Here is a 16,180-nt window from a genome sequence, read left to right as displayed (position 1 = left end):
GGCGTGGACGGGCAGGGAGCACGTGGAGACGAGGGACGCGGGGCGGTCACCGGTGTGGCTGCTGACGGCCTGGGGCGTCACGCGTCTCGTGCTGCTGCTGTTCGTGCTGAAGGTGCTGGTCTTCCCCGGTCCGGACGTCACGAGCGACGTGTCCGTCATCTACCGGGACTGGTACGACGTCCTGCGCACCGGAACGTTTCCGCTGGACGACGTCACCTGGCAGTACCCGCCGGCGGCGGCCTTCGCGGTCCTCTCCCCCGCCCTGCTGCCCTTCCTGGAGTACGCGACGGCCTTCTTCGTCCTCGCCTGTGCCACGGACGCCGCCGTGCTCGCGCTGCTGTGGCACGCGGGCCGGGGTGCGGGGCGCTCGCCGCGTGGTGCGTGGGTGTGGGTGGCGGGCGTACCGCTGCTCGGTCCGACGGTGTACGCCCGCTACGACGTGATGGTCACCGCCGTCGCGGTGGCCGCGCTGCTCGCCGCCGGCCGGCATCCGCGGGTGGCGGGGGCCCTGGTGGCCCTCGGGGCGCTGCTGAAGGTATGGCCGGCGCTGCTGCTTCTCGGGATGCGGGGGCGGGCGCCGTGGGCCGCCGCCGTGCTCGGCGGTGCCGGTCTCGCGGTGGTCTTCGCCGTGACGATGCCGGGGGCGTGGGCGTTCCTGACGTTCCAGCGCGAGCGGGGTGTCGAGGTGGAGTCGCTGGGCTCGCTGGTCTTCCACCTCGCCCGGCACTTCGGGTGGGAGGGCGGGGTGCTGCTGAACTACGGCTCGATGGAGTTCCTGGGCCCGTACGTGGGCACGGTGGGCACGGTCTCGCTGGGGCTGAGCGCGGTGGCGTTCGGCTGGCTGCTGCTGTGGCGGCTGAGGGCCTCGCGGTCGGCGTCCTCGCGGTCGGCGGCCCCCGGGTTCGCGGCGCACACGGCGGCGGACGCGGCCTTCGTGGCGGTGCTGATGTTCACGGTGACGAGCCGGGTGATCAGCCCGCAGTACATGGTGTGGCTGATCGGGCTCGCGGCGGTCTGCCGGTGCTTCCGGGCGAGCCGGATGCGGGTGCCGGTCGCCCTGGTGCTGGCGGCGGCCCTGGTGACGGTGCTGGAGTTCCCGCTGTTCTTCGCGAACGTCGTCGCCAGTGACCCGCTCGGCATCACGCTCCTGTTCGTGCGCAACGGTCTGCTGGTGGCGGCCGCCCTTCTCGCGGCCCGCGCCCTGTGGCGCGGCACGGTGTCGCGCGGGGCGTCCGAGCGGCCCGGGCAGTTCGGACGGCCCGGGCGGCTCAGGCGAACCGCGCCCGCAGATAGTCCCGCCAGCGCGCCGTGAAGTCCTCCGGTGTCATCCCGAGCACCTCGTTCATCGCGTCCTCGAGGGCGCCGGCGCGCTCGTCGTGGGTGCCCACGGCACGGTAGAACGCGTCCAGCCGGTCCTCGCCCCACTGCTCGGCGATCATCCGGCAGGCCAGCCAGCCGCCCTCGTAGGCGCGGGCCAGCGCGTCGGCGTCGGCGGTGAAGCCGAAGTCGTCGTCCGTGGGCAGCCGCGCGGGCACCCGGCCCTCGGCGACCTCCGCGGCCAGTTCGGGGGCGGCCTGGGCGGCGGTGCGTCCGCTGCCGCGGTAGCCGACCCAGTCGGCGTAGCCCTCGGAGAGCCACAGCGGGGTGGCGGAGGTGGTGTCGGCGCGGGTGGCGACGTGGGTGGTCTCGTGGGTGAGCACGACCTGCTTGCCGAGGTCGCCGAGCAGCCCGTAGGCGTCGGGGTTGACGATGACCCGGTCCGCCGGGGCGTGCTCCCGGCCGCCGGTCTCCCCGGTGGTGACCGCGGCGATGCCCCGGTAGGACGAGGCGGGGGAGCCGAGCAGGCCCGCCATGCCCTCCAGCGAATGGGGGACGAGCACCACCACCCGGCGGGCCCAGTCTCCGTCCCAGGCGTCCGAGACGGCGGGCACCGCCCGGTCGGCCAGGTCGGCGAAGCGGCGCAGGGCCTCGGTGGACTGCCCGACGCCGAGGACGAGGCTGTGCGTGCCCCGGACCACCCGGACCGCGCCCTGGTCCCAGGGCTGCTGGCCGGACTCCTTGGCGGGGCGGTCGGAGGTCACGGCCCACGTCCCGGCCGTGCCGTCCCGGCTCAGCCGCACGGTGCGGCCGGTGCTGACGGGGCCCCGGTCGTAGCCCTCGACGCGGTAGCGCAGCTCGACGTCGGCGGTGGCGGTGTCGCCGGTGCGCTCCACGTCCCGCACCCGGTACGACCAGGCTGCGAGCGGCAGCGCGCCCAGGTTGTCGAAGGCGGCTCCGGCTCCGGTGCCGCCCGTGTCCGCGTAGGCGGCCCGGTCGTGGTCGAGGACGGCCGCCGCGCGCCGGTCCAGCACCCGCTGCACCTCGGCCCGGACGGGGTCGGCGCCGGTCCGGCCCCCGCAGGCCACGAGCGCGACGAGCAGCAGGCACAGCGCCACCACCGAGGAACCCGACACCCGCCTTCGACCAGCCACCTTCCCGATCGTACGGGCGCGGGAGGGCGGACGGCAGCGGGCGAGGTGGTCTCGAGGGCCGCGGGGATCACACCCGGGTGACCGAGGAGACCGGCATCATGCCGACCGGGTCGTAGCGCACCGGCGCGCCGGGGTAGGGCGCGTGGATGACCTGGCCGTTGCCCGCGTACATGCCGATGTGACTGGCGTCGTCCCGGTAGGCGACCAGGTCGCCGGGCCGCGCCTCGGCCAGGGACACCCGCTGCCCGGCGCCGGACTGCGCCTGCGAGGTGCGCGGCAGACCGACCCCGGCCTGCGCGTACGCCCACTGCGTCAGGCCCGAGCAGTCGAAGCCGGAGGGGCCGTTGGCGCCCCAGACGTACGGCTTGCCGAGGGCGGAGCGGGCGGCGGCGAAGGCGGCCCCCGCACGGCCGGAGGCGGAGGCCCCGGCGCCGGGGAGGGCGGTGAGGTCGTCGCGGCCGGAACGGGATCCGCGGGCGTGGGCGGCGCGTTCGTCGTCCGGGAGGGCGGCGAGCAGCTTTCGGGCCTTGGCGAGTTTCCGCTCCACGGTCTTCTTGTGGTCGGCGACGGCCTTGCGGCCCTTCTCCAGCTCGGTGAGCTTGCGGGCGGCCTCGGCACGGTCCTGGCTGAGGTCGCGCACGGCCTGCTGGAGTTCTTTCAGCTCGCCCGCCTGGCGGGTGGTGATCCGGTCGAGCACCAGGGCCCGGTCGAGGTAGTCGTCCGGGTCGGCGGAGAGCAGCAGCGCCAGCGACGGGTCGACGCCGCCGGAGCGGTACTGGGCGCCGGCCAGCGAACCGAGCGCGTCCCGCATGGTGTTGACGTGCTCCTGCTGCCGGGCGATCGAGTCCTGGGCGGTGGTGACCTCCTCGCGCAGCGTGTCGGTGCGCGCGTCGGCCTTGTTGTAGGCCTCGGTCGCCTGCTCGGCCTCCGTGTGGAGCCGGTCCACCTCCGCCCGCCGGTCGTCGTGCGGGGCGGCCGTGGCCGGTACGGCGCCCAGGACTGCGGCGGCGACGGAAAGCAGGCCGACGGCGGCGGTGGAGCCACGGTCGAACCCGGATGGTGCAAGGCGGCGATGGGACCCCACGGGAAGCCGCACTCCTTCCGCTGGCGGACGGGGAAACGCGGCAGACAGTAACCCCGCGGCGGGGTACCGGCCAACGACCTCGGGGGGCGCGCGACGCGACGCCCCGCCGCTGACGCAGGTCACCGGCGGGGCGGGGGTCAGAAGGCCGCACCGTGATTCGCCCGAACGGGCGGCACGGCGAGGGCGACTTCGGGTGGTGCGGAGCTTCGGGTGGCGGGGGGCTTCGGGTGGTGCGGAGCTTCCGGTGGCGGGGGCTTCGGGTCAGACCCGTACGCCGAACGTGATCAGACCAGTAAGCCGAACGTGATCAGACCCGTACGCCGAACATGAACGGACCGCCGATGGTGCTCATCGACTCGTAGCGGACGTTCGTGCCGGTGCGCGGCGCGTGCAGGACCTGGCCGTTGCCGGCGTAGAGGCCGACGTGGTGCAGGTCGCTGAAGAAGAAGACGAGGTCGCCGACCTGGAGGTCGCCCATCGAGGAGATGCGGGTGCCCGCGCCGGTCTGCGCCTGCGAGGTGCGCGGGATGCCGACGCCGGCCTGGGCGTAGGCCCAGGAGGTCAGGCCCGAGCAGTCGAAGGAGGACGGGCCGGTGGCGCCGTAGACGTAGGGCGTGCCTATCTTGCTCTGGGCGGCGGCGAAGGCCGCGGCGGCCCGGCCGGAGGCGGGCGTCCCGGCGCCGGAGAGGACCTCGCGCTCGCTGCTGCGGTTGGCGCGCTGCTCCTCGGCGGCGAGGGCGGCCTTCTCCTTCTCGGTGAGCGTGTTGAGCAGCTTCTGCGCGGACGAGAGCTTGCCCTGGACCTGCTTCTTCTTCTTGCCCAGTTCGGTGCGGGTGGCGGAGAGGTCCTTGAGCTTCTCGGAGGCCTCGGAGCGCTGCTGGGCGAGGTCGCGCTGCTTCTCCTGGATCTTCTTCAACGCCTCGACCTGCTGGCCGCTGAGCTGGTCGAGGGTGGAGGCCTTGTCCAGGTAGTTGTCCGGGTCGGCGGACAGGAAGAGCTGGAGGGAGGGGTCGATGCCGCCGGAGCGGTACTGGGCGCTGGCCATCGAACCGAGGCCGTCGCGCAGGTCGTTGAGCTCCTCCTGGCCACGGGCGACGTTGTCCTGGAGGGTGGAGATCTCCTTCTGGAGCTTGTCCTGCTTCTCCTTGGCGCCGTTGTACTTCTCGGTGGCCTGCTCGGCCTCCTCGTAGAGCTTGTCGACCTTGGCCTTGACCTCGTCCTTGCTCGGCTTCTCGCTCGGCGCGGCGTTGGCGGCCTGCGAGCTGAGAGCGACAGCGGCGGCGGCAGCGGTGGTGAGCACGGTCACGCGCGTGCGGCTCGGCTGCTTGGGACGACGGTGGGACGCCACGGAGACGAGCTCCTTCTTGAGAGGGATCACCCGTTCGAGGGTTCGAGCGATGACCCTAGTGACCCACTCGTGATCAGTTCAAATCCTCCGCCGAAAAATCCTGGTTACGCACCGCATTCTTTGCCACAACTCACCTGCAGTGACGTTCGCCTGACACTACGTTGCGTGACAGTTCCGTCAATTCAGGCATAGGGCACCTACGTTGCGGTTGACTAGGAAAGCCGCTTGAGGAGCACCACGGACGCCACCGGGCGTGCGCCGGCGCGCGCCACGCCGTCGGCCACCTCGCGGTCGGTGGAGACGACGATGACCGGCCGGCCCGGCGGCTCGGCCCGCACCAGTTGGCGGATCAGCTCGTCGGCGGTGACGCCGGGCTTGGAGAACAGCACCCGCACTCCGCGCGGCGGCGCGAGCAGCACGGGTGCCACGAGTTCGGCACCGTCGAAGACGCAGGTCATCTCGGCGCCGGTCTGCGCGGCGAGCTGGGAGAGCTGGCCGAGCAGCCGCAGCCGCTGCTTCTCCAGCGGCATCTGCGGATAGCCGGTCTTGGTGACGTTGTAGCCGTCGACGACCAGGTGCGCCTGCGGCAGCGCCAGCAACTGGTCGAGGATGGCCGGGTCGTTCTCGGACAGGGCGCGGGCGGCGATGTCCTTCGGCGTCATCCGGCCGGGCTCGACGGCGTCCACGGTCTCGGCGGGCCGCACGGACACCGGGGGCAGCGCCAGTTCGCGGCGCAGCCCCTGGGTGGCGTCCAGCAGGGTGTCCAGGAGCAGCCGTACGCGCATGTCCTCGACGCTGCGTCCCTCGCGGGCGGCCTTGCGGGTGGCCTCCAGGGCGGCCTCCGCCTCCCCGAGGCGGGTCTTGAGCCGCCGGGACTCGCTCTCGGCGGCGGACACCTGGGTCTGCCCCTCGGCGCGGACGGTGTCCATCTCGGCCCGGATCTTGCGCAGCGCCGCCTCGCCGCGCTTGACGTCGCTGAGGGCGGAGCGCAGCTTGCGGTGCAGCGACTCGGTCTCCCGCTTCGTCGACTCCAGCTCGGCGCGCAGCCGCTCGGTCTCGGTCCTGGTGTGCTCCCGGGCCCGGGCCAGCGCCTCGTGCAGCCGCTCCATCTCGGCGCGGCTCTCCTCGTCGGCGCGTTCGGCGTCCGCGCGCTGCGCCTCCTCGCCGGCGGCGGTCACCAGCTTCACCCAGCCGTGCGGCCGCAGTACGTAGGCGGCGGCCGCCACGTCGAGGGGGTCGGCCGCGGGGGGTGCGGAACCGGCGTCCAGGGCGCCGGCCAGCTCCGGCTGGGCGTCACGGAGCTTGTCGCCGATGCGCTGGCGGAAGAGCGGGTCGGTCTCCACGGCGGCGGCCATGGCGTTGCCGGCGAACTTGGCTCTGCGGTTGGGGGCGAACCGGGCGTACTGTCTCAGTTGTGCGGGCAGCTCGCCCAGGGTGAGTGAGCCGAAGCCGTCGGACACGATCTGCACGACCCGGCGGCGCACGCCGTCGGGCAGCGGGCGGTCGAGCACCTCAGCGGCGCCGTCGTCCGGCCCCCCGCCGTGTGTCTCCACCATCCGTCACCCCTATGTCTCAGGGCGATCCCGGGCCGGAATCGCCTTGTGGGGGCCGCTCCGCTCAGGAGGCGGCACCCGGCCTGTCCACGAGTTCCACCTGGTCCACGGCGTTGCACCAGCGGCACCGAACCGAGTCGATGGTCTCACTGAGCACCTCTCGCTCCTCGACCTTCGGCTCACCGGCCAGGTCGAGGTGCACGTACTCGACGACCTTCGAGGCCCGGGTCACGTCGAAGCGGGTGAGGTTGCCGCAGAGGGTGCAGCGCCACCGCGTCGTGTCGGTCGGCAGGGGAACCGTCATCGTGGCTGTTCACTCTCTTCCAGTGTCGGTGACGCGCCGGGCTCCCCCGACGCGTGTGGCACGTAACCCTACGGCCTGGCGGGTACCCGACGCCCGCGTGTCCATGGCGGCGAGGCGGTATAGGCGGTTGCGTCCCGCTGCGTCATGCTCTGTGTCCATGATCCGCAACTGGAGCAGGGCGGCCCGCAGAGCGGCCAGAACGGCCGGAGCGGTCGGAGCGCTCAGAACGCGCGGCCCGGCCCGCGCCTCCCGGGGCCGGACGGCGCCGGTGACGTACGCGCTGATCACGCTGTGCTGCCTGCTGTTCCTGGTCAGCCCGGCGGCGGGCCTGAATCCGGTGTACGGCACGGGGGACGAACTGCTGGCCGCGCAGCGCGCCTACTTCCGCCGCTGGGGCGTGATCCCCGCAGAACTGTTCGAGGGCTCCCCCGGGTCCGCCCTCACCCCCGCCACGGCGCTGTTCGTCCACGGAAGCTGGGTGCACCTGCTGGGCAACATGCTCTTCCTCTACGTCTTCGGCGCGATGACCGAGGAACGGATGGGCCGGCTCCAGTTCGCCCTGTTCTACCTCGGCTGCGGCTACCTGGCCCTGCTCGGCTACGCGGGCGCCAACGCCCACTCCTCGCAGTCCCTGGTCGGCGCCTCGGGGGCGATCTCCGCGATCCTCGGCGCGTTCCTCTTCCTCTTCCCGCACGCCCGGGTGACCAGCCTCCTGCCCTTCCTCTTCTTCCTGCCGCTGCGCTTCCCCGCCTGGCTCGTGCTGCCGTTCTGGGCGGCCCTCCAGTGGATGGCGGCGGGGCGGGCCGGTGACGGACCGGGGGTGGCGTACCTCGCGCACCTGGTGGGCTTCGGACTGGGCTTCGCCTTCGCCTGGGTGCGGTTCGGGCGTACGGCTAGAGTGAAGGGCGTTCCACTGGCGGCGCCCGAGGGAGAGAACCAGCCGTGATCAGCGCGATCGTCCTCATCAAGACCAGCGTGGACCGCATTCCCGAGATCGCGGAGCAGATCGCCGCGCTGGAGAGCGTCACCGAGGTCTTCTCCGTCACCGGCACCTACGACCTGATCGCCATGGTGCGGGTGCATCAGCACGAGGACCTCGCGGAGGTCATCCCCGGCCGGATCAGCAAGATCCCGGGCGTGCGGGGCACGGACACCCACGTGTCGTTCCGGACCTACTCGCAGCACGACCTGGAGGCCGCGTTCGCCATCGGGCTCGACAACTGAGCCCGTGCGCCGCGCGCGGCGGATGAGCGGATGAAGAGTTCTTCATGCGGGACTCATCACCACCACCGGACACTCCACGCAGAATCCGGGACATGGTCTTCTCTCGCCGGATGGCGGCCCTCGCGGCCGTCGTCCTGATCCCGCTCGGCATCGCCGCGACCAGTTTCGCCCTGACCGACACTCCGCAGGAGCCCAGGGTCCCGGCCAAGGTGGAGCTGGAGAGCGGCTCCCCCACCCCGAAGCCGGCCTCCTCCTCGCCCGAGCCGACGCCCAGCGACCAGGTGGTGACGCGGCCGCCGGTCACCGACGGCCCTTCGGATGACGACGATGACGACGACCGGGGCCGGGACACCGGGGACGCCGGGGACGACGCCGCCACCGACGACGGAGCGGGCGACGACGGCTGACCCGGAGCGCCGCCGGATCTCGGCCCGGGTCCGCATCCTGCTGTGGCTGCTGCTCGTGATGGCGGTCGCGCTCGCCTCGGTGGCGGCGACGACCCGCTCGATCCTGCTGCGCGACACCGACCAGCGGATCAACGGCCTGCTCGCGCAGGAGGCCGGCGAGTTCGCCAACTTCGAGGAACAGGGCTTCGACCCGGAGACCGGCCGCCCCTTCACCGACCCCGGGCGGCTGCTGCGGGTCTTCCTGGAGCGGCAGTACGCCGACCTGGACGAGGAGCTGATCGGTCTGGTGGGCGAGGCCGGCAGCAGGCCCACCCAGATCATCCAGCAGCGCGAGATCCCGGTCGGCCGCCCCCTGCACCAGGACGCCGACGCCCGGCGCCGCATCTACGCCTCGCCCCACTCCACCGGCACCCTGGACCGTCCCGAGGGCGAGATCCGCTGGGCCAAGGTCACCGTGGCCCGTTACGGCGGCGAACCGGCGGCCGCGTTCGTGGTCGCCTTCCACCCGGGCCGCGAACAGGCGCGCGCGGACGAGGTGTTCCGTGTCCTGCTCGCCATCTCCGGTGTCGCCCTGCTGATGACGACGGGCATCGCCTGGGTGGTCGCGGGCCGGATCCTCAAGCCGGTGCGGCTGGTGCGCACCACGGCCGCGCAGCTCACCGAGCAGGACCTGACCCGGCGCATCCCGGTGCACGGCCACGACGACGTGGCGGCCCTCGCCGAGACGTTCAACGCCATGCTGGACCGCCTGGAGCGCGCCTTCGCCACCCAGCGCCGGTTCGTCGACGACGCGGGCCACGAGCTGCGCACCCCGATCACCATCGTGCGCGGCCACCTGGAACTGATGGGCGACGATCCGGCCGAGCGCGAGGAGACCGTCCGCCTCGTCACCGACGAACTGGACCGGATGAGCCGCATAGTCGAGGACCTGCTGCTGCTCGCCAAGTCCGAACGCCCCGACTTCGTCACCCCCGAGCCGGTGCAGCTCGCCGAACTCACCGCCGACGTCTACGTCAACGCCCGCACCCTCGGCGACCGGGAGTGGGTGCTGGCCGAGGTCGCCGACCGCGAGGCCCGACTGGACCCCCAGCGCATCACGCAGGCCATGGTGCAGCTCGCGCAGAACGCCGTGCAGCACACCACCACCGGCCAGACGATCCGCATGGGCTCCCGCTCCGACGGCGCCCGCATCGAGCTGTACGTCGCCGACTCGGGACCGGGGGTCCAGGCGCGGGACGCCGAGGTGATCTTCGAGCGGTTCCGGCGCGGCACGGCCCGGCGCGGGGTGCGCGGGTCCGGCGCCGGGCTCGGTCTCTCGATCGTCAGGGCGATCGCCGAGGGCCACGGCGGCCGGGCCGAGCTGCGCACCACCGAGGGCGGCGGCGCCACCTTCGTACTCACGCTGGACTGATTTCCGGAAGAGGCACGTCCATGAACCGCATCCTCATCGTCGAGGACGAGGAGCGCATCGCCTCCTTCGTCGAGAAGGGCCTGCGCGCCAACGGCTTCACCACCACCGTGGTCGCCGACGGCGACGCCGCCTACGAGTACGCCCTCACCGGCCGGTTCGACCTGGTCGTCCTGGACATCGGGCTGCCCGGCCGGGACGGGTTCACGGTCCTGCGCGAGCTGCGCGAGTCCCGGGTGACGACCCCGGTGCTCGTGCTGACGGCCCGGGACTCGGTGCGGGACACGGTGGCCGGCCTGGAGGGCGGCGCCGACGACTGGATGACCAAGCCGTTCCGCTTCGAGGAACTGCTCGCCCGGGTACGGCTGCGGCTGCGTACGGCCGCCAGGGCGCCGGAGGTGACGGTGCTGAAGTCGGGGGCGCTCACCCTGGACCTGCGCACCCGCCGGGCCCGTGCGCAGGGCCGGACCGTGGACCTGACGGCCCGTGAGTTCGTGCTCCTCGAGCTGTTCCTGCGCCACCCGGGACAGGTGCTGTCCCGCGAGCAGATCCTCTCCCACGTGTGGGGGTACGACTTCGACCCGGGCTCCAACATCGTGGACGTGTACGTGCGGGCACTGCGCAAGAAGCTCGGGGCGCAGCAGGTGGAGACCGTACGCGGCATGGGGTACCGGCTGCCGGCCTGGTGAGGTCCCGGCCTGGTGAGGGTCCTGGTCCGGTGAAGTTTCCTTCATGTGGCGCTCATTGGGGGCTCACCGCCCCCGTGAACGCTCGATGGCGTGACGTTGAACCTCCGCCTCGCGGCGGCCCTGTGCGTGGCGCTGTCCCTGTGCGCGCTGCTGGCGGTCCCCGCCAACTTCCCCGCCCTGGGCGGCGACGCACGTCTGACCCTCGCCGTGTTCGCGCTGGCCACCTGCGCCTGGATCGGTACGCCGATCGACGACACGTACATCGCGCTGGGTGCCGGGCTAGCGCTGACCGCGACCGGTGTGATCAGCAGCGACACACTGTTCGGCACCCTCGGTGACGCCACCGTCTGGCTGCTGATCTGCGCGTTCGTGCTCGCGGCCGCGGTGGCACGGACGGGGCTCGCGGGACGGGCGGCGGCGTTCCTGGTGGGCGGGGCGCGCAGCGTACGGCAGTTGACGCACCTGACGACGGCGGCCCTGGTCGTCACCGCGTTCGCGGTGCCTGCCACCTCGGGGCGGGCCGCGCTCGCGCTGCCGGTGTTCCTCGCCCTCGCCAAGGCCCTGGCCGACCGGAAGCGACTGGTCGTGATGCTGGCGCTGCTGTTCCCGACCGTGATCCTTCTGTCCGCGGTGGCGACCCTGATCGGCGCGGGCGCGCATCTGATCACCGTGTCGGTGCTGTGGGAGGCGACCGGAGACCGGATCGGCTTCACCCAGTGGCTGCTGCTCGGCCTGCCGCTCGCCGTCGCCTCCTCCCACCTGGCCGCCGAGAGCGTCCTGCTGACGACCACCCGGCGGGCGGACCGCGAGGGCCCCGTCCGCATCACCGCCGAGGAGATACAGCGGCACAGCGACAGCCCGGTCACCGGCCCCTGGACCCAGGCCGAGAAGCGCTGCGCCCTGCTGCTGGCCACGGTGGTGACCCTGTGGTGCAGCGAGCCCCTGCACCACGTCTCGCCGGCGGTGGTGGCGCTGATCGGCGCGGTCGTCGCCTCCTCCCCCGCGCTCGGCACCGTACGGCTCAAGGACGCGCTGAGGACCGTGCCCTGGTCGCTGCTGCTGTTCATGGCGGCGACCATGGCGATGGGCGTGGCGCTCGCCGACTCCGGTGCGGCGAAGTGGCTGGTGTCGGGGCTGCCCGCGCACGTCGCGCCGGCCGTCTTCCTCGGCGTCGTGATCGCCGTCAGTACGGCGGCCCACCTGGTCCTCCAGTCCCGCTCGGCCCGCTCCTCGGTCCTGGTGCCCCTGGTCGTCGCCGCGGCCGTGGGCGCCGGGGTCAACCCGGTCGCCGCCGCGCTCGCGTCCACGGCGGCCGCCGGCTTCTGCCACACGCTCCCGGCCTCCGCCAAGCCGGTCACGCTCTTCTCCGACATCCCCGGCACGCCCACCTACACCCCGCGCGACCTGCTGCGGCTGTCCGCCGTCCTGGCACCGCTGACCGCCGTACTCGTGCTGTTCTTCGCCGCCGCCGTCTGGCCGCTGCTCGGCGTCCCCGTGACCCGCTGAAGGAGTCGTCCATGTCTGTATCTGCTGTGTCTGCATCTGCTGTGTCTGTATCCGCTGTGTCCTGTGTGCTGAACCGGGTCGTGGTGGCGCCCAGCGGCTTCAAGGAGTCCCTGTCCGCCCAGGCCGCCGCCGACGCCATCGCGGCGGGTGTCCGCCGGGTCCTGCCGAGCGCCGAGATCGACCGGATCCCGCTGGTGGACGGCGGCGAGGGCACGGCCGTGGCGCTGGCCTCCGCGACCGGCGGACGCCTGGTCGCGCTGGCCGCCACCGGCCCGGTCGGCGAACCCGTCGGCACCCACTTCGCGCTGCTCGGCGCCCGGGACACGGCGGTGGTGGAGATGGCGGCCGTCGCGGGGCTGTCCCTGGTCCCCCGCGCGCTGCGCGACCCGGGCGCCACGACGACGTACGGCGTCGGCGAGCTGATCCGTGCCGCGCTCGACACCGGGGTGCGGCGCGTCCTGGTCGGCTGCGGCGACTCGGGTACGTCGGACGGGGGCGCGGGCGCGCTCCAGGCGCTGGGGGCCCGGCTGCTGGACGCGGACGGCTTCGAACTCCCGCCCGGCGGACGGGAGCTGACCCGTCTCGCCCGCGTCGACCCGTCCGGTCTCGACGCCCGCCTGAAGGACACCGAGCTGCTCGTCGCCTGCAACCCGTTCAACGTGCTGTGCGGAGAGCGGGGGGTGGCCCGGGTGTTCGGTCCGCAGAAGGGGGCGACGCCCGCGCAGGTCGAGGAGTTGTCGGCCGGACTGGAGAACTGGGCGCGCGTCCTCATCCGCGACCTCGGTGTCGTCGGCACCGATCTGCGCGGCGGCCCCGGCACCGGCGCCTCGGGCGGCCTGGGCGCGGGTCTCGCCGCCGTCGGCGCCCGGCTGCTGCCCCGCTTCGACGTGCTCCTCGACCACCTGGACCTGGACGCCCGCCTCGCCCGTGCCGACCTGGTGCTCACCGCGGAGGGCGCCCTGGACCACCAGACGCCGCGCGGCAAGATCCCGGCCGAGGTGGCCCGCCGCGCCAAGCTCCACGGCCGGCCCGTCCTCGCCCTGGCCGGCACGCTCGGCGAGGGCGCGCACGACGTGCCGGGGGTGGACGCCTGCCACGGGATCATGCCGGCGCCGATGGCCCTGGCGGACGCGCTGCTGCGGGCCGCCGAGCTGCTGACGGACGCGACGGAGCGGGCGCTGCGGATGGTCCTGCTGGGGTCGCGGCTGCCGGGCCGGGCGGCTCAGGCGGCGGCGGAGGTGGTGCCGCCCGAGGTGGTGTCGGGCACGCAACGTCCGTCCTCGGTGCGGTAGTTCCACCGGGCGCCGTCGCTGACCAGTTCCCTGACGGCGTTCACGAACCGCTCGACGTGCTCGTCCGGGGTGCCCGCGCCGAAGCTCACGCGGATGGCGTTGAGGGACTTCTCCCCGGGGGCCGCCTCGGGGGCGCCGCACTCGCCCTGGGTCTGCGGGTCGCCGCCGAGCAGGGTGCGCACCAGGGGGTGGGCGCAGAACAGGCCGTCGCGTACGCCGATGCCGTACTCGGCGGAGAGCGCAGCGGCGAAGTGCGAGCTGTTCCAGCCCTCGACGACGAAGGAGAGCACGCCGACGCGGGGGGCGTCGTCGCCGAAGAGCGAGAGGACCCGCACCTCGGGCACCTGGGCGAGGCCCTCCCGCACCTTCCCGATCAGGTACTCCTCGCGGGCGACCAGCGTGTCGAAACCGGCCTCGGTGAGCGCCTTGCAGGCGGAGGCGACGGCGTACGCGCCGATGACGTTGGGCGAACCGGCCTCGTGCCGCGCGGCACTGTCGTGCCACTGCACGTCCACGCCCCCGTCCGCGCGCCGGGAGACGCTGCGGCTGGCGCCGCCGCCGGCGAGGTACGGCTCGGCCTCGCGCAGCCAGTCGGCACGGCCGGCCAGCACGCCGGCGCCGAAGGGGGCGTACAGCTTGTGCCCGGAGAAGGCCACCCAGTCCACGTCCAGGCCGGCCACCGAGACGGGGTGGTGCGGGGCGAGCTGGGCGGCGTCCAGCACGATCCGGGCACCGTGGGCGTGCGCGGCGGCGGCCAGTTCACGCACCGGCCACAGCTCGCCGGTGACGTTGGAGGCACCGGTGACGCAGACCAGGGCGGGCCCGTACGGTTCGCGGGCGGCGAGGGCCCGCTCCAGGGTCTCGACGGCCTGCTCGGGGGTGCGCGGGGCGTCGAGACAGGTCACGTCGGCGTCTCGCCAGGGCAGCAGCGAGGCGTGGTGCTCGGTCTCGAAGACGAAGACCTGGCAGCCGGCCGGCAGCGCGGCGGCGAGCAGGTTGAGGGAGTCGGTGGTGGACCGGGTGAAGACCACCTGGTCGGCGTCCCGGCAGCCGAGGAACCCGGCGACGGTCTGCCGGGCGTTCTCGAACAGGTCGGTCGACAGTTGCGAGAGGTACCCGGCGCCTCGGTGGACGCTGCCGTAGTAGGGGGCGTAGGCGGCCACGTCGTCCCAGACCCGCTGGAGCGCGGGCGCGCTGGCGGCGTAGTCGAGCGCGGCGTAGGTGACCTCCCCGCCGGTGACGAGCGGGACGGTGACGTCCCGGCCGAGAACGGGCAGCGGGGTGGCGACAGCGGTGGGTACGGACATGGCGGACTCCCGTGAGGATCAGCGCGCGCGGCAGGGCACTGTGAAGTGAGGTGAGGTGAGGTGAAGAAAGGCGTGCGGAGGCGGGGCTCTGCGGCCCTATCGCATTCGCTGATTCACGGAAAGACTCCCTCGGACGACCAGGACCCCTGGCCCCACACTTGAAAAAAGTGTGCGAGGGGTCCGCGCTTGTCGTGGACCTTGCTGTCCACGACCTGGTCTTCACCCGGGGCACCCCGCCACGGACGGAGGGTTGCCGGACAGTCGGCCGGGGCCTCATGACTGTCACTCATGACCTGTCGGAAAACCTATGGGAAGAGATCGGCGTCCCGCAACCCGAGTCCGGATCGCGGGACGCACGTCACATGTACGGCCGTACTGCCGCTCAGGCGTTGCTGACGGCCACCCAGCGCTCCAGCGCCCGCCGGGCCGCCCCGGAGTCGATCGCCTCGGCCGCCCGGTCCATCCCGGCCCGCAGCCGCTCCGCCAGGGCGCCCTCGCCCGGCTCCAGGGCCACCAGGGCCGCCGCCGAGTTCAGCAGCACCGCGTCCCGTACCGGGCCCGTCTCGCCGGCCAGCAGACGGCGGGCGACGTCGGCGTTGTAGGAGGCGTCGGCGCCGCGCAGCGCCTCGACCGGCACCGGCTCGATGCCGACGTCGCGCGGGTCGAAGGTCTCCTCGGTCACCCGCCCGTCCCGCACGGTCCAGACCCGGGAGGTGGCGGTCGTGGTCAGCTCGTCGAGACCGTCGTCGCCGCGGAAGACCAGGGACGAGTGGCCGCGCTCGGCGAAGACACCGGCGATGATCGGTGCCATCCGGGCGTGCGCGACCCCGACCGCCTGGGCCTTCACCCGGGCGGGGTTGGTCAGCGGGCCCAGGAAGTTGAACACCGTGCGGATGCCGAGCTGGCCGCGCGCCGCCGCCACGTGGCGCAGCGCCGGGTGGAACTTCACGGCGAAGCAGAAGGTGATGCCGGCCTCCTCGGCGACCTCCGCCACCCGCTTCGGCGTCAGCTCCAGGTTGACCCCGAGCTTCTCCAGGACGTCGGAGGCGCCGGACGCCGAGGAGGCGGCCCGGTTGCCGTGCTTGACGACCTTCGCCCCGGTGCCGGCCACGACGATCGCGGACATGGTGGAGATGTTGACCGTCTTGGCGCCGTCGCCGCCGGTGCCGACGATGTCGACGGTCTCCCCCGGCACCTCGATCACGTTGGCGTGGGCGTACATGGTGCGGACGAGACCGGAAAGCTCCTCGACGGTCTCCCCCTTGGATCTCAGGGCCACCGCGAAACCGGCGATCTGCGCGTCGGTCGCCTCGCCGCGCATGATCACGTCCAGCGCCCAGGCGGTGTCGTCCGCGGCCAGGTCACGGCCGTCCAGCAGTCCGTTCAGCAGGGCGGGCCAGGAGCGGTCCGCCGCGGTGTCGCCGCCAGCGGGGGTCACAGCGCTCATCAGCCGCTCCTGCATCGTGTGAGGTGAGTGTGTGTGAGTCGTGGCATGGGGATGCGGATCCCACCCCCATGGGGGTACGGGTCCCACCCTATCCAGCTCCGGGCACGGCGAAGGGCCCCGTCCGTAGACCGGAACGGGGC

At 73.2% G+C, this 16,180-nt stretch carries 15 protein-coding genes and 1 riboswitch; of the genes, 8 read left to right on the top strand and 7 right to left on the bottom strand.

Annotated features, from left to right (window positions below; translation table 11 throughout):
- Positions 1–22 precede the first annotated feature (22 nt).
- Positions 23–1,312: a glycosyltransferase family 87 protein gene (locus KUM40_RS11655; protein WP_308401121.1), complete on the top strand. Its 1,290-nt coding sequence runs from the start codon at positions 23–25 to the stop codon at positions 1,310–1,312.
- Here KUM40_RS11655 and KUM40_RS11650 read toward each other — a convergent pair.
- From KUM40_RS11650 to KUM40_RS11630, 5 genes are all read right to left on the bottom strand, one after another.
- Entirely contained in the window at positions 1,269–2,471 is a 1,203-nt protein-coding gene (locus KUM40_RS11650; RefSeq protein ID WP_217165717.1) for a hypothetical protein, read from the bottom strand. The two genes, KUM40_RS11655 and KUM40_RS11650, sit on opposite strands and share 44 nt — an antisense overlap.
- Positions 2,472–2,538: 67 nt before the next feature.
- A complete protein-coding gene (locus KUM40_RS11645) occupies positions 2,539–3,555 on the bottom strand; it encodes a C40 family peptidase (protein ID WP_217165716.1) in 1,017 nt (338 codons plus the stop codon).
- Between the two features lie 307 nt (positions 3,556–3,862).
- Positions 3,863–4,903 (bottom strand): C40 family peptidase, encoded by a 1,041-nt coding sequence (locus KUM40_RS11640; protein ID WP_217165772.1) that lies wholly within the window; start codon positions 4,901–4,903, stop codon positions 3,863–3,865.
- 212 nt (positions 4,904–5,115) lie between these two features.
- Entirely contained in the window at positions 5,116–6,459 is a 1,344-nt protein-coding gene (locus tag KUM40_RS11635) for an NYN domain-containing protein (RefSeq protein WP_217165715.1), read from the bottom strand.
- A 61-nt stretch (positions 6,460–6,520) separates the two neighbouring features.
- Positions 6,521–6,760: a hypothetical protein gene (locus tag KUM40_RS11630; RefSeq protein ID WP_217165714.1), complete on the bottom strand. Its 240-nt coding sequence runs from the start codon at positions 6,758–6,760 to the stop codon at positions 6,521–6,523.
- 157 nt (positions 6,761–6,917) lie between these two features.
- On the opposite strand from KUM40_RS11630, the gene KUM40_RS11625 reads away from it, so the two are divergent.
- From KUM40_RS11625 to KUM40_RS11595, 7 genes are all read left to right on the top strand, one after another.
- Positions 6,918–7,706 carry a rhomboid family intramembrane serine protease gene (locus tag KUM40_RS11625; RefSeq protein WP_217165713.1) on the top strand — a complete coding sequence of 263 codons (789 nt, stop codon included), beginning with the start codon at positions 6,918–6,920 and terminating at the stop codon, positions 7,704–7,706.
- Entirely contained in the window at positions 7,703–7,984 is a 282-nt protein-coding gene (locus KUM40_RS11620; RefSeq protein ID WP_217165712.1) for an Lrp/AsnC family transcriptional regulator, read from the top strand. The genes KUM40_RS11625 and KUM40_RS11620 overlap by 4 nt, the downstream gene beginning before the upstream one ends.
- A 92-nt stretch (positions 7,985–8,076) precedes the next feature.
- Complete coding sequence (locus KUM40_RS11615; protein WP_217165711.1) at positions 8,077–8,391, top strand: small secreted hydrophilic protein; 315 nt, start codon at positions 8,077–8,079, stop codon at positions 8,389–8,391.
- Entirely contained in the window at positions 8,312–9,802 is a 1,491-nt protein-coding gene (locus KUM40_RS11610) for an ATP-binding protein (protein ID WP_374227366.1), read from the top strand. The genes KUM40_RS11615 and KUM40_RS11610 overlap by 80 nt, the downstream gene beginning before the upstream one ends.
- 20 nt (positions 9,803–9,822) lie before the next feature.
- Positions 9,823–10,488: a response regulator transcription factor gene (locus tag KUM40_RS11605; RefSeq protein WP_217165710.1), complete on the top strand. Its 666-nt coding sequence runs from the start codon at positions 9,823–9,825 to the stop codon at positions 10,486–10,488.
- 90 nt (positions 10,489–10,578) lie between these two features.
- A complete protein-coding gene (locus KUM40_RS11600; RefSeq protein WP_217165709.1) occupies positions 10,579–11,994 on the top strand; it encodes an SLC13 family permease in 1,416 nt (471 codons plus the stop codon).
- Positions 11,995–12,059: 65 nt separating this feature from the next.
- A complete protein-coding gene (locus KUM40_RS11595) occupies positions 12,060–13,286 on the top strand; it encodes a glycerate kinase (protein ID WP_217165770.1) in 1,227 nt (408 codons plus the stop codon).
- Here the strand turns inward: KUM40_RS11595 and KUM40_RS11590 are convergent.
- On the bottom strand, positions 13,217–14,593 hold the full coding sequence (locus KUM40_RS11590; protein ID WP_217165708.1) for an aminotransferase class V-fold PLP-dependent enzyme: 1,377 nt from the start codon (positions 14,591–14,593) through the stop codon (positions 13,217–13,219). The genes KUM40_RS11595 and KUM40_RS11590 overlap by 70 nt on opposite strands.
- Before the next feature lie 177 nt (positions 14,594–14,770).
- Positions 14,771–14,887, bottom strand: a riboswitch (SAM riboswitch).
- Between the two features lie 88 nt (positions 14,888–14,975).
- The gene (trpD, locus tag KUM40_RS11585) at positions 14,976–16,040 is read right to left on the bottom strand and encodes an anthranilate phosphoribosyltransferase (RefSeq protein WP_217165707.1); all 1,065 of its coding nucleotides are present in this window, start codon (positions 16,038–16,040) and stop codon (positions 14,976–14,978) included.
- Positions 16,041–16,180: the final 140 nt, after the last annotated feature.

Origin of the sequence: Streptomyces sp. AC512_CC834 (assembly GCF_019049325.1) — a bacterium.
Classification (GTDB): domain Bacteria; phylum Actinomycetota; class Actinomycetes; order Streptomycetales; family Streptomycetaceae; genus Streptomyces.
Note: the sequence above shows the minus strand (reverse complement) of the source record. Positions and strands in the feature narration are given on the sequence as shown.